This is a genomic window from Paraburkholderia acidisoli, assembly GCF_009789675.1.
GTDB lineage: Bacteria > Pseudomonadota > Gammaproteobacteria > Burkholderiales > Burkholderiaceae > Paraburkholderia > Paraburkholderia acidisoli.
Map to the genome: position 1 here is coordinate 557,803 of NZ_CP046915.1, position 13,028 is coordinate 570,830.

Here is a 13,028-nt window from a genome sequence, read left to right on the forward strand (position 1 = left end):
ACATCCGGAACCCGCGGGACACGCGCAGCCCCACCCTTGGCCTCAACGCAGGAACACACGCATGGACACGAGCCTCCACCTTCCGGCGCGCTCGCTCGCGGCCGCCGCCGCGCGGCGCGAACTGCCCAACGTCTTCGGCCAGTCGATCGAATACGAATCGGGCGCGCGCGAAGTCGCGCACACGCACCCGCGCGCGCAACTGCTCTATGCGACGAGCGGGCTGATTCGCGTGCGCACGCCGGGCGCGAGCTGGATCGTCGGTCCGAATCGCGCGCTGCTGGTGCCGCCGCGCGTGGAGCACGAACTGGAGATGGTCGGCACGGTGGCGTTTCGCACGCTCTATATCGAGCCGTGCCCCGTGACGGAAGAGGTCGAGGGGCGTCTGCTGCCGGTCAGCGGCTTGCTGCGCGAGGCGATCCTCGCGATGGTGGCGGAGCCGGTGCGCCCGCACGCGCCGGGCAGTCTCGCCGACCTCCTCGCGCAACTCATCGCCCGGCTGCTCGACGCGGCCTTGCAAAGCGCCGACGCCGTGCCCGACGTGCTCGCGGCCAGCCCCGACGCCATTGCCGCCGACGCCGGGCGCCTGCCGATGCCGCAGCACCCGCGCCTGCGCAAGATCTGCCAGGCGCTCATGGACGACCCCGCGAACGCGGAATCGCTCGAACATTGGGGCGACCGGCTGGGCGCGAGTTCGCGCACGCTCGCGCGGCATTTCCAGCGCGAAACCGGCATGCCGTTCGCGAAGTGGCGCGAGCAGATGCGGGTGTCGGAAGCGATGTGCCAGCTGTCCACCCAAACGCCCATACCCGACGTGGCCGCGCGCCTCGGTTACGCCGACGCCAACACGTTCGCGGTGATGTTCAAGCGCGTGCTCAACATGACGCCGCTGAAGTATCAGGCGATGATGTGCCCGCCGGCTTGAGTTCGAGCTGAGTTCGAGCTTCAGATCGAGGTTGAGCTTCGACCTTGCCGCTGTTCCTTGAAATGCCGCGTATCAGAACAGCACGCGATACCGCACGAAATCGTCGGCTAGCGTGTAGCTGTCGTAGAGCTGGCGCGCCGGGTTGTCGCGCTGCGTGTGCCAATAGAGCCGCGACCAGCCGCGTTCGCGCGCGAGCGCCACGAGATCGTCGATGAGCCGCCGCCCGATACCGCGCCCGCGCCACGCCGGGTCGACGAACAGATCCTCCAGATAGCAGAGGGGCGCTTCCACCCACGTGCCTTCGTGCAGCACGCTCAGGCTGAAACCCACCACGCGCCCCTCGCATTCGGCAACACGCCCGAACAGCGGCACGTTGGCGTCGAGCAGGCGCTGCCACGTGCGCTCGCTCACGCGCGGCGCGACTTCCGTTTCATAGAACGCGTTGTAGCCGGCCCAAAGTTGCCGCCACGCGTCGTAATCGGCGGCGGTGAGATCGCGCACGACAATATCGGTTTGCGCCGATGTCATGGCGCCGCCGCCTCGCGCAAGCTGGCGAGCGAGGCGCGCTGCTGGCCTTGGGCGTCGAAGTTTTCGGGCGCGAGCCACGTCTCGAATGCGGCCTTCACGCGCGGCCAGTCCGGGGCGATGATCGCGAACCACGCCGTGTCGCGGCTACGGCCCTTGTATACGATCGCCTGGCGGAAGATGCCTTCGAATTCGAAGCCGAGCCGCAGCGCGGTCTTGCGCGAGGGCGCGTTGAGGCTGTCGCACTTCCACTCGTAACGGCGATAGCCGAGTTCGTCGAAGGCATAACGCATCAGCAGATACTGCGCCTCGGTGGAAATGGGCGTTTGCTTGAGCAGCGGCGAGAACGTCACGCTGCCCACCTCGATCACGCCGTGCGCGGGCTCGATGCGCATGAGCGCGAAGGTGCCCACGGCCTTGCCGCTCACGCGGTCGATCACGGCGTAATGGAACGGATCGCTCGATGCAGCGATCTTCGCCAGATACTCGCGAAACACGCCGAAGTCGCTGAACGGCTCCGCGAACAGGTAGGTCCAGTCGCGGCCGTCGCCGGCCTTGCCGTAAGCGTCGAACAGATCGTTCGCGTGGCGCTCCACGTCGATCGGCTCGATGCGGCAGAAGCGCCCTTCGAGCGTCACGCGCGCGGGGCGCTCGCGCGGCTGCCAGCCGCTCATGGCCTCGCCGATGGGTTGACCGTATTCGTTCGTACGTGCTGCCATGCTTGACATACTCCTCTTGCCCGTTGCGCGACACCGTCGCAGTCGCGTTACGTTACGCCTCTTGTGGTTCCACGAAAAGATCCACGCGGGCGTGGGACGTTGGGGCCACCGGATTCGCCTTCGAATACACGGCGCAGCGTGATGCTCGCCGTCGCTCGTTGGCGTCCATTAGCGCCGAATGCGAGCCGGTCCTCGCCGCACGCTTCAGCGCCGGCCGCAAAGCCTTGTCGCATAAGGCCTTGCGCGCGCCGCGCACGAACGCGCAATGCGAGTTTGGAATGCGAGCATTTGCTTATATTCTGAACACCTCGGGCGGCAATGGCATCGGGCCCCGCCGCCGGTTCTAAAGAGACGCCACCATGACGAACGTCACGCAAAACATGAAGCTCAACCACCTGAGCTTTCCTTCCTCCGACACGGCCGCGACGGCCGCGTTTTTCGAGCGCTATCTGGGCTTCACGATCGCGGGCCAGTGGGACCAGTCGTATATCCTCAAACGCCCCGGCTACGACGTGGTGATCGACCACTCGAGCGACGAAACGCCCGCCTGGCCGAAGAACTTTCACGTGGGGTTCGAGTTGCCGAGCCTCGAAGCCGTGCAATCGCTCTACGAGCGTTTTTCGGCCGAAGGCGTGCAGATGGAAACGGGCGTGTTCAACAACGGGCGCGGCTCGCGCTTCTTTTGCCGCGCGCCGGGCGGCGTGATGTTCGAGATGAACACGCGCGTGGACGCCGCGCCCGAATATCGCGGCACGTTCGACAACTGAGTCAAGGCTGGCCGGAAGCCGCGCGCTTGAGCCGCGCGTGGATCGTGTTCGCCTTGAACGAACCGTCCTCGTCGGCTTCCTCCACATAGAGCGAGAGCGCGAACGGCCGGCTGTCGAAAACCGGCTGGAAGTGCGCCTTCGCCATCTCGAACAGCGCGCCGAAAAAGCGTTTTTTGAATGCCGCGTCGCGGCCGCCACCGATCTTCACCGTGATGTTCACGAACGCGTCGTCGCCCTGGTTGTCGGCGATCACGTATTCGGTCAGGCGAATGGCGCGCACGCGCACGCCACCCACGGGAAACACGCCTTCCGAGTCGCGAAAACGCGCGGCGAGTTGTTCGAGCAGCACGCGGATACGCGCCTGCTCGCCGAGGTTGTCGGTGTATTCGACGGTGCAGTGAGGCATGTCTCGCTCCAGGGTGGTTTTGCCACACAGTGTAGCGAAGAACGCCTCGCGTGCCGCAGCGCGGCCGCCTTCAATGCACCGCGCGATTGCGTCGCTCAATGCGCCGCTTTAAAGCGGGTTCCGCGGCGCTTTCACGATCTTGCCGCGCTGAAGCACGTAATCCACGCGCTGGCCGTCGCTGGCCACGACTTCGATATCGTCGAGCGGATTGCCGTCGAGCACCACCACGTCGGCGAACGCGCCCGGCGCGATCACGCCCAGTTCGCCCGTCATGTTGACGATGTCCGCGGCAGCAAGCGTGGCCGAACGCAGCGCTTCGAGATTGCCGAGCACGTCGGCGCGAATACGGAATTCGCCGCTCTGGAACGCCTGCATTTCGCCGAGCAGATCGGAGCCGAAGCCCATGCGCACGCCCGCGTTCGCGTAGATTTCGAGCGATTCGCGGCCCTTTTGCTGGACCGAGGCCACCTTCGCCACCGAATCGGGCGGCAAGCCGTATTGCGCGCCGTGCTGCGCGAGCGCGTCGTAAGTCACGAGCGTGGGCACCACGAACGCGCCGCGCTCGCTCATGAGTTGCGCGGCCGCTTCGTCCACGAGATTGCCGTGTTCGATCGTGCGCACGCCGCAACGCACCGCGCGCGCGATCGCGCGGCCCGTGTACGCGTGCGCCATCACGTAGGTGTTGGCCGCTTCGGCTTCGGCAACGATCGCGCGAATTTCGTCTTCGGAATACTGCGTGTTGTTGATCGGGTCGGTGGGCGACGCCACGCCGCCCGAAGCCATGATCTTGATCTGCGTGGCGCCCTTCTGGATTTCCTCGCGCACGGCGAGGCGCACCGCATCCACGCCATCCACCACGCGCGCGATCGCACCGGTACGAAAACAGCATGAACACGGTTCGAGCAGATCGCCGCGCGGACGAAAGTCGCCGTGACCGCCCGTTTGCGAGAGCGCCTTGCCCGAAGGGAAAATGCGCGGCCCCGGCACGAGACCGGTTTCGATCGCCTGCATCAGGCTCCAGTCCGCGCCACCCGCGTCGCGCACGCTCGTGAAACCGCGCGAGAGCATGCCTTCGAGAATGGGCAGCGAGCGGATCACGGCGAGAATGTTCGGCTGCGCCGCGTTCGCACCGAGGTTGGCGTTCGAGGCGAGCACGTGCACGTGACAGTCGATGAAGCCGGGCATCACGGTCTTGCCGCGCACGTTCACGATCTGCGCGTTCGGCAGGTCGACGGGGCGATCGGTGACTTCCACGATGCGCTCGTCTTCGATCACCACATGGTGATGTTCGAGCAGCACGCCGCGCTCGAGATCGAGCACGTTGCCGCCTTGCAGGACGGTAATCGACATAATCCGGATTCCTTATTGAGTTGCGGCGTTCACGCGACGCGTGTCCTTCACGTAGAACGTGCCCACGAAGCTGACCGCCGCCGCGACGACCACGTACAGCGCGGGCGCCATGTTGCTGCCCGTGCGCGCGATCAGCCAGGTGATGAGGAACGGGGCGAAGCCGCCGAAGATCGTGACCGCGAAGTTGTATGCCACCGAGAGCCCCGTCGACAGCACTCGCGTGGGGAACAGTTCGGAGAACGCCGCGAGGATCGGGCCCGTGTACGCGGCGATCAGCACGCCGAACACGGCCTGGAACACGAGCAGCGAACCGAGGCCCGGCGCGCGGTTGATCCACGCGAACATCGGCCAGGCGAGCACGAGGATCGCGAGCGCCGCGCCGCTCAGGAACACGCGGCGGCCGTAGGCGTCGGCGAGTTTGCCGACGATGGGCGAACAGCACATGATCACGAGGCCGCCAATCATGCCCGCCGCGAAGCCCGTCGACTGCGGCAGGTGCAACGTGCGCACCGAATAGGTCGGCATGTAGAACATGCAGCACGTAGGTGCAGACGGTCCAGAGGATGACCATCGAAAAGCTCGCGAAGGTTTCGCGCGGGTAACGCGCGAACACGTCCTTGAGCGGCGAGTTGTCTTTGGCCTGCGCTTCCACGGCGCTGAAGGCCGGCGTTTCGTCGATCCGGCTGCGGATGAACCAGCCCACCGGCCCCACCAGAATGCCGAGCAGGAAGGGCAGACGCCAGCCCCAGCTGTGCAGCGCCTCGGCGCTCAGCGAGGACGTGACGAACGTGCCCGTGGCCGCGCCCAGCAACACCGCGAAACCGATGCTCGACTGAATCCAGCTCGAGTAGTAAGCGCGTTTTTCAGCGGGCGCGTATTCGGTGAGGAACGCCGTGGCGCCGCCCATTTCTCCGCCCGCCGAAAAGCCCTGCAGCAAGCGCGCGACCACGATCAGGATCGGCGCGGCGATGCCCGCCTGCTCGTAGGTGGGCGCGAGGCCGATCAGCGCGGTGCCGAACGCCATCAGCAGAATCGTGAGCGAGAGCGCGGCCTTGCGGCCCACTTTGTCGGCGTACACACCGAGCACGATGCCGCCCACCGGGCGCATGAAGAAGCCCACGCCGAACGTCGCGACCGTGAGCAGCACCGAGGTCAGCTCGTTGCCGGTGGGAAAAAACAACTTGGCGATGATGACCGCGAAGAAACTGTAGACCGTGAAGTCGAACCATTCGAGGCCGTTGCCCAGCACCGTCGCGACAATCGCGCGGCGGCGCTGCTGCGCGGTAGTCGTGGGCCGATCGTGCGCAACGCGTGGCGATAGCGTTCCTTGCATGGTCTCTTCCTTGTTTCGTTGATCGGGGTGTAAGCCGTATGTTGGTGATCCTAATGACACCCCGATTTATTTCTGAAACGAAAGATACGCATGCACGCATGCGCCCAGCGCATGCAAAACCGCGTTTTGGCGCATCGATGCGCATTGCTGCGCGCCGCAACTCACGCCCCGGTTTGCATCTCGGCCTGCTCGAACAACCAGCGCGCGAAAATACGCGCGCCCTGGCTCTCCTTGCGGTCGTTGGGCGAGATCACGTAATAGCCGCCGCCGTGGCTCGCGGCCGCCTCGCCCACGCGCACGAGCAAGCCCTGGTCGAGACACGCGTCGATCATGTAGCGCCAACCGAGCGCGATGCCTTCGCCGAGGATGGCCATCTGCACGAGCTGCGGATAGTGATTGATGACGATGCCGTGCCGCTGCGGCGCTTTCGGCAAGGTCACGCCGTTGAGGTCGAACCATTCGGGCCACGACATCCACTGGCGCTGGCCGTCTTCGAGCAGCAGCAGGGTTTCGCCGACGATGTCGGCGGGCGCGAGCGTGCGGCCCGCGAGATACGCGGGCGAGCACACCGGAAACACCTGTTCGTTGAACAGGCGGCGCGCCGCGAAATGCGCGGGTGCCTGCTGGCGCACGTAATACACGCCCACGTCGAACTCGGCGGGCGACATCGAGTTCAGCCCGTCGCGCACGATCAGACGCAGCTTGATGTTGGGATAGGCCGCGCGGAACTGCGGCAGGCGCGGCGTGAGCCAGAGCACGGCCACGCCCGACGAACACGCGATGGTCAGTTCGAGATCGCCGTAATGCTTCATGACGTCGAGCGTCGCCTCGGCGCATTGCGTGAGCAAACGGTGCACTTGCGCCGCGTATTGCTCGCCCGCGATCGTGAGCCGCAGCGCGCGATGCTCGCGCACGAACAGCGAGCGCCCGAGGAACGCTTCGAGCTGATGGATCTGGCGGCTAATGGCGCTTTGCGTGAGATGCAGTTCGGCCGCGGCGCGCGTGAAGCTCGCATGGCGCACGGCGGCTTCGAACGCGACCAGACAGGGAAGAGGCGGCAAGGGCGTGATGCGCATGGCGGGCGGCGGAAACGGTCGAGTTGGTCACATGATAAAGCCCCGCGCGGGCCGCCATTTTCGAGAGGTTTGTGTCGACGCGATCACGCCGCCGCGTGACACACCGCCTCGATACGATTGCCGGCCGGATCGACGAGAAACGCGCCGTAGTAATGCGCGTGATAGTGCGCGCGCACGCCCGGCGCACCGTCCGAGCGGCCGCCCGCCGCCAGCCCGGCCGCGTGAAAGGCGTCGACCTGAGCGCGCGTGGCGGCCTTGAAGCACCAGTGGCGTTTGTTGACAGCGTCGATGGCCGTGGCGTCGAGATAGACGGCGAGACAGCTGGAATGCGTGTCGGCGGCGTCGCAGCGCTCGCCGTAGCCGAGTGCCTGCGGGCGGTCGTAGACCTTGAGCGCGCCGAGCGCCTGCATCACGGCGTCGTAGAACGGGCGCGCGGCGTCGAGATCGGGCACGCCGATCGACACATGATCGAGTAGCTGCATCGTGGCTCCATGCGTGGGAACGAGCCACGCACTATACCGGCTGCGGCCCGCGCACGCCGCGGCAAGCCGCGCGGCGCGCGCCTCAGTGCGCCGTGCGAAACACCGAAACCGCGGCGTTCAGGCGATGCGCCTCGCTTTCCAGCGAAGAAGCCGCCGCCGAAGCCTGCTCGACCAGCGCCGCGTTTTGCTGCGTGACGAGATCCATCTGGCCCACGGCCACGTTGACCTGATCGATGCCCGTGCTCTGCTCCGAGGCGGCCGAGGCGATTTCGCCCATGATGGCCGACACGCGCGCGATGGCATCGACGATCTCGCTCATGGTCGAGCCCGAGCGTTCGACGAGGCTCGCGCCGCTCGCCACGCGCGAGGTGGACGATTCGATCAGCTCCTTGATCTCCTTCGCCGCCGCCGCGCTGCGTTGCGCGAGCGAGCGCACCTCGCTCGCGACCACGGCGAAGCCGCGCCCTTCCTCGCCCGCGCGCGCCGCTTCCACGGCCGCGTTGAGCGCGAGAATGTTGGTCTGGAACGCGATGGTCTCGATCACGCCGACGATCTCGCCAATGCGCCGCGAGTCGCCCACGATATGCTGCATCGTGCCCACCACTTCGCGCGAGAGATCGCCGCCCTGGGTCGCGAGCCCGGAGGCGCCCTCGGCGAGCGAACTCGCCTGGCGCGCGTTCTCGGCGGTCTGCTTGACCGTCGACGTGAGTTGCTCGATGCTCGCCGCCGTTTCTTCGAGCGACGCGGCCTGTTCCTCGGTGCGCTGCGACAGATCCGTATTGCCCGCCGCGATCTCGCTCACGCCCTTGTCGATCGACTCCGCGCCTTGCCGCACGGTGCTCACCATCGTAATCAACGAAGCCTGCATCTGCTGCAGCGCGGCCTGCAGGCGGCCCATTTCGTTGTTGCTCGTGGCCGCCACGGCGCCGCTCAGGTCGCCCGCGGCAATGCGCTGGAACTGCGCGATGGCCGCGTCGACAGGATGCACGATCGCGCGCATCAGCGCCGTGCGCGCGATCCAGGCGCATAGCAGCGAGAGCGCCATGCCGACGGCCACCGCCGTGCTCACCCACTCGAAGCGCTGCTGCGCGGTTTGATAACGCTGCGCGCCGTGCTCGATCTGGCGCTGCTCCAGCACCAGCATCGCCTTTTCGTAGCTGTTGTAGAGCGCGGGAAGCTTGTGGCCCTGAAGTTCCTGGAACGCGGCTTTGTCGCCCGCCTTGAGCGCCGCGAGCGCGGGTTCGACGCCGTCGTGCAGGAAGCCGTTGCGCTTGCCCTGCATGTCGTCGATCAGGCTCGCGTCTTCGCTCTTGCCCGCGATCGACAGATAGTGATCGAGGCGATCGTTCGAGTTCTTGAGGTATTGATCGAAGCGTTTGAGCACCGCGTTGGCGGCTTGCTGATCGCCGAGATCGGCCAGCGACGCATAGGTCGCGAGCGCGAGGCGCAGGCGCAGCAACTGGCCCGCGCTGCCTTCGAGATCGGCGACGGCCGGGGTGTCGACCGTGTACATGGTGCGCAACGCGTCGTTGCCCGCGCGCATCGACAGAAGTCCGGTCGCGGCGCCGATCAGCAGGACGATCCCGAAGAAGGCGATCATCAAGGTCAGGCTCGCGCGTATCGACAGCTTGTGAAGCATGCTGGTCTCTCTCCGTGGGCGCGGCAAGGATGCGCGCCCTATGTCGTTATTCGTCTGATTGTTTCGACCTGCCAGGCATCGGCGATGCGTGGGCGTCAGTCGTGACAACGGCAAAAAATCGCCGGACTTTACGGAGATCGAGCAAAAGCCTGCGCGCGCGCAACGGCAATCGTTTGCGCCGCGCGCGGCGGTCTGGCCTGGCGTTACACGGGATTACGCGGGCGCGCCTTCATCGTTGTCGGCAGGTTCGGCGGCTTCGCCAGCCGGTTCGTCGGCGGGCACGAGATAGCGCAGCACGTCGCGCCAGCTCACGATACCTACGGGCCGGAATTCGGTATCGACGATCGGGAGGCACGAAATCTTGTTGTCGAGGAACAGCGCGACGGCTTCGGGCAGCGTGGAGTCGGGACGCAGCGTGATGGGCTTGCGGCTCATGATCTGATGCACGCGCTTGTTGAGCGTGCCGAGATCGCGCGCCTGTTCAACCACGCTGTCGATGAAGGGGCTGATCGCGCGCAGCAGGTCGCGGTCGGAAACGACGCCTTGCAGCTTACCGTCTTCGACCACGAGCAGATGATGAAAGCTCGCCTTGGCGAAGATCTCGCGCACGGTTTCGAGCGTGTCGTCGAAGCCGACGGTGACGACGCGGCGCGTCATGAATTTTTCGACTTGCATGGGCAGTTCGGGCGCTGGGGGGTTCGACGCCCCGCATCGGGGTGTTCCGGCCGGTTTTCAGTCGGTTCCGGCCGCTTCCGCCGACACGGGCTGAGCCCGGTATAACGGCCAACGCCCCGCAAATCTTCAGTCGAATGACGCGTGCAACGAGGTCAGCGACCTTGGCGGCCTCAACAACACCATCGCGCAGCGCGTTACGCCTCCAGCGCGAGCGTGGCGAAGGTCGCGAGCCAATGCTCGCCCATGTAGTCGCCCGCGACGTGCTCGAGCGCGCTCGCCAGATGCGTGTTCGCGGCTTCGTCTAGCACCGCCACGCGGGCGTCACCGGCGGGCAGCACGCGTGCGATCGTGCGCTGGCACCAGGCGCGGCTGAGGTTCAGCCCGTCGAGGTGCGCGATCTTGCCGTCGCTGCGGTCGGCGACCGTGGCGGGCGTGAACAGCGTGGCCGGCTCGCGCGCGGCGAGGTTCGGCAGGAAGCGCGTGAACCACGGCTCGAAGTCTTGCGCGTTCAATACCCGGCTCATCAGCAAGGCCACGCTCAGCGCGGGCGAGAGGAATTCGTCGCCACCCGGCTCCCACGCCTGGCAGTTCGCGTCGTGCGCGTGCCAGCGCTGCGCGGTAGTTTCGATCAGCGCCGCCAGTTCGGGCCGCGCATTCGCGCGCGCGAAGTCGAGTGCGAGCGTGAGCGCGAACGCCGTGTTGAAGTGCGTCCCCACGCGCAGCGGATAGGTCGCCTTCGGCAGAAATTCCTCGAAGCGGTCGACGAAGGTCTCGGTGAGCGGCGCGAGCGCGGTTTGCCAGCGCGCGGCTTGGGGCAGCCGTGGTGCGTGATGTTGCGCAAGCGTGCTTACCTGCGCCGCGAGCGCGAGCAACCAGGCCCATCCGTAAGGGCGTTCGAACCCGCGATTGTGCGGCAGGTCGAGATACGCCATTTCGCCGGCCATGTTCGCCTCCGTGAAATGCGCGTCGACCACGGCGACGATACGCGCGGTCTCGGGCAGATCCGGGAACCGTTCGAGCAGATGCAGCACGAGCCAATAACCGTGCACACACGAATGCCAGTCGTAGCTGCCGTAGAACACGGGATGCAGCGCGCGCGGGCTCTGCACGTCCTGCGCGCCGTCGAGGCAGTGCGTGAGCTTGTTCGGGTATTCGCGCGTGAGATGGGCGAGCGCGAGCGTCGCGAATTTCGAGGCGTGGGCGGCGGTGAGGTGATGGGACATGGCGAGGTCTCTCTACGTGCGATGACGGCGCGAGGGAGCTTGCATTCTCCGCTTGCGGTGGAAGTGGCGTTGGCTGCGTGTCGCGCGAGGGACGAATCTACCATGAGACTTTATCGATAAATAGTCGATAAAGTGGTGGGTTAGGGTAAGTCCGTGGTGGTGGTTTGCGAAAGCGAAATTGGTGATGTGTGGCCGGGTTTCTGAGGCGGCGCGACGGCGGCTTGCGGCGTGAGAAGGCTGGCGCGCGGCCGCCTTGGCAGTTAGTTGCAATCGCATTGCGATCATGCGGGCACATGGTTTTGTCGATCGTGTTGCATTTAACTATCCCGATTGCTTATCTACGAATAAAGATCGGAATCGTCCTGTTGCCTGTGCCGTTCCGGAAATCCTACGATGCGTCGAGGAAATTTTTTGAAACCCATCCGGAAGCGAGAATCACCATGGCACAGGATATTTTTATAAAAATAAACGGCATCGACGGCGAATCTCAAGACGCCATTCACTTGAATGAAATCGACGTCATTTCCTGGCGATGGAGCGTTTTTCAACAATCCAGCATGCATTCCGGCTCGGGCGGCGGCGCGGGTAAAGCGACGGTATCGGATCTGGAATTCACGCATCGCATCGATCGCGCCAGCCCGAATCTCGCGCAGGCTTGCTTCACCGGGAAACATATTTCGGAGGCGAAGCTCACGATGCGTAAAGCAGGCGGCTTACCTCACGAATTTGTGCGAATCACGATGTATGACGTGATTGTTGCTCGTGTGGAGCCTGTTGCCGGCGGCGAGTATTGTTCGGAAGAAGTGCGCCTTTCCTTCGCCAGAATGAAGAATGAGTACATTCTGCAAAATCCCATCGGAGGAAAGGGCGGCACGATTACCGCATTGATCGACGTGAAAGCCAATCAAACCAGCTGACACGCGAGGCGGCCATGCCGGTGAAATGCACATTCGTTTTGAATAAGAAAGACACAACCCTGCTAGCGTGTGATGGAACGACGCCGGTTACGGCATTCTCGGGTCAGAGACAAGGTAGAGATAATCCGGACGCCACGGACAAGGAGAATATCGGCCCGCTACCGCGAGGCCAGTATTTTCTGATCGACCGGCAATCAGGCGGTTTTCTCGGCGGCCTGCGGGACTGGTGGAGTGCGCACGGCTATGGAACCACGGATCGGGCAACCTGGTTCATGTTGTGGAATCCTGCTACTGGCGACCAAACCAATATCAACGGAATGATTCGCGGCAATTTCCGGCTTCACCCGATGGGGCCACGAGGCTTGAGTGAAGGCTGTATCACGGTCGTCAATGCCTATGAGTTCGATCGACTGCAAAAATTTATACGCACGCAAACGCCATCGCTACCCGTCCCGGGTTCCTCATTGAAGGCATACGGAACACTCGAAGTGAAATGAAAAGATTTTTTTGCTGGGCGATATTTTTCATCGCTAACCTCGCGGGCGGCTGGTTCCTTGCGCATTTGTACGATGCGATTCCCATTAATATGCCCTCTAGCGTCGATGGTTTCTTGCGCGCGAGTCTGACGTTATTCCATCGAAGCGATCTCGCGAATCCTGACGATATGGAAGTACTCGCGTTACTGCTTTACTGGTTGGCGACTTCAGCACTACTGGGCGTTTTCCTCTTGTCCAGCAAAGCGTTCCTGCGATGGGAGCCGCCGTCGCCCAGCGCGTCTTTTCTTCTCGCCGCAATAACGGGCGGATGGTTTGCGGAATGCGCCGCGATTACTTTCATCGGCCCGATATCGCGCGTTTTCGCATCGCTCGACTCCGAGCCCGCGGTGCACACTGCGCTTATCGAATACGGATTCGGCGCGACGATTCTCGTCGGCGTACTGCTGATCGTTGGCGGCAAAGCGCTGAGGCGGGTCAAGCGCCGCCCGCTGCATTAA

The 13,028-nt window shown here is 64.6% G+C and carries 12 protein-coding genes and 2 pseudogenes; 5 read left to right on the forward strand and 9 right to left on the reverse strand.

Annotated elements, in window-relative coordinates; translation table 11 throughout:
* The first annotated feature begins 61 nt into the window (after positions 1-61).
* Positions 62-922, forward strand: coding sequence for an AraC family transcriptional regulator (locus tag FAZ98_RS24660; protein WP_158954968.1), 861 nt, complete (start codon positions 62-64; stop codon positions 920-922).
* A 72-nt stretch (positions 923-994) separates the two neighbouring features.
* Here FAZ98_RS24660 and FAZ98_RS36205 read toward each other — a convergent pair.
* Positions 995-2,166, reverse strand: a pseudogene (locus tag FAZ98_RS36205) (GNAT family N-acetyltransferase).
* Between the two features lie 359 nt (positions 2,167-2,525).
* Between FAZ98_RS36205 and FAZ98_RS24670 the strand changes: the two are divergent.
* Complete coding sequence (locus tag FAZ98_RS24670) at positions 2,526-2,933, forward strand: VOC family protein (RefSeq protein WP_199272445.1); 408 nt, start codon at positions 2,526-2,528, stop codon at positions 2,931-2,933.
* Position 2,934: 1 nt separating this feature from the next.
* Here the strand turns inward: FAZ98_RS24670 and FAZ98_RS24675 are convergent, their stop codons facing one another.
* The 8 genes and pseudogenes from FAZ98_RS24675 to FAZ98_RS24710 all read right to left on the reverse strand — a co-directional run bounded on the left by FAZ98_RS24675 (position 2,935) and on the right by FAZ98_RS24710 (position 11,117).
* The gene (locus FAZ98_RS24675) at positions 2,935-3,339 is read right to left on the reverse strand and encodes a 5-carboxymethyl-2-hydroxymuconate Delta-isomerase (RefSeq protein ID WP_158954970.1); all 405 of its coding nucleotides are present in this window, start codon (positions 3,337-3,339) and stop codon (positions 2,935-2,937) included.
* A 108-nt stretch (positions 3,340-3,447) separates the two neighbouring features.
* Positions 3,448-4,689, reverse strand: coding sequence for a metal-dependent hydrolase family protein (locus FAZ98_RS24680; protein WP_158954972.1), 1,242 nt, complete (start codon positions 4,687-4,689; stop codon positions 3,448-3,450).
* A gap of 12 nt (positions 4,690-4,701) precedes the next feature.
* Positions 4,702-6,022 (reverse strand): annotated as a pseudogene (locus FAZ98_RS36210) (MFS transporter).
* A 161-nt stretch (positions 6,023-6,183) separates the two neighbouring features.
* Positions 6,184-7,098, reverse strand: a complete 915-nt coding sequence (locus FAZ98_RS24690) for a LysR substrate-binding domain-containing protein (RefSeq protein WP_158954974.1) — start codon at positions 7,096-7,098, stop codon at positions 6,184-6,186.
* Between the two features lie 83 nt (positions 7,099-7,181).
* The gene (locus FAZ98_RS24695; protein ID WP_158954976.1) at positions 7,182-7,580 is read right to left on the reverse strand and encodes a VOC family protein; all 399 of its coding nucleotides are present in this window, start codon (positions 7,578-7,580) and stop codon (positions 7,182-7,184) included.
* Positions 7,581-7,662: 82 nt separating this feature from the next.
* Positions 7,663-9,219 carry a methyl-accepting chemotaxis protein gene (locus FAZ98_RS24700; protein ID WP_158954978.1) on the reverse strand — a complete coding sequence of 519 codons (1,557 nt, stop codon included), beginning with the start codon at positions 9,217-9,219 and terminating at the stop codon, positions 7,663-7,665.
* 213 nt (positions 9,220-9,432) lie between these two features.
* Positions 9,433-9,894, reverse strand: a complete 462-nt coding sequence (locus tag FAZ98_RS24705; RefSeq protein ID WP_158954980.1) for a CBS domain-containing protein — start codon at positions 9,892-9,894, stop codon at positions 9,433-9,435.
* A 194-nt stretch (positions 9,895-10,088) separates the two neighbouring features.
* Positions 10,089-11,117, reverse strand: a complete 1,029-nt coding sequence (locus FAZ98_RS24710) for a DUF2891 domain-containing protein (RefSeq protein ID WP_158954982.1) — start codon at positions 11,115-11,117, stop codon at positions 10,089-10,091.
* 440 nt (positions 11,118-11,557) lie between these two features.
* On the opposite strand from FAZ98_RS24710, the gene FAZ98_RS24715 reads away from it, so the two are divergent.
* The 3 genes from FAZ98_RS24715 to FAZ98_RS24725 are packed head-to-tail and all read left to right on the forward strand — an operon-like array spanning position 11,558 to position 13,028.
* On the forward strand, positions 11,558-12,034 hold the full coding sequence (locus FAZ98_RS24715) for an Hcp family type VI secretion system effector (protein ID WP_158956486.1): 477 nt from the start codon (positions 11,558-11,560) through the stop codon (positions 12,032-12,034).
* Between the two features lie 14 nt (positions 12,035-12,048).
* Positions 12,049-12,531 carry a DUF2778 domain-containing protein gene (locus tag FAZ98_RS24720; RefSeq protein WP_158954984.1) on the forward strand — a complete coding sequence of 161 codons (483 nt, stop codon included), beginning with the start codon at positions 12,049-12,051 and terminating at the stop codon, positions 12,529-12,531.
* On the forward strand, positions 12,528-13,028 hold the full coding sequence (locus FAZ98_RS24725; RefSeq protein ID WP_158954986.1) for a hypothetical protein: 501 nt from the start codon (positions 12,528-12,530) through the stop codon (positions 13,026-13,028). Before FAZ98_RS24720 ends, FAZ98_RS24725 begins: the two co-directional genes overlap by 4 nt.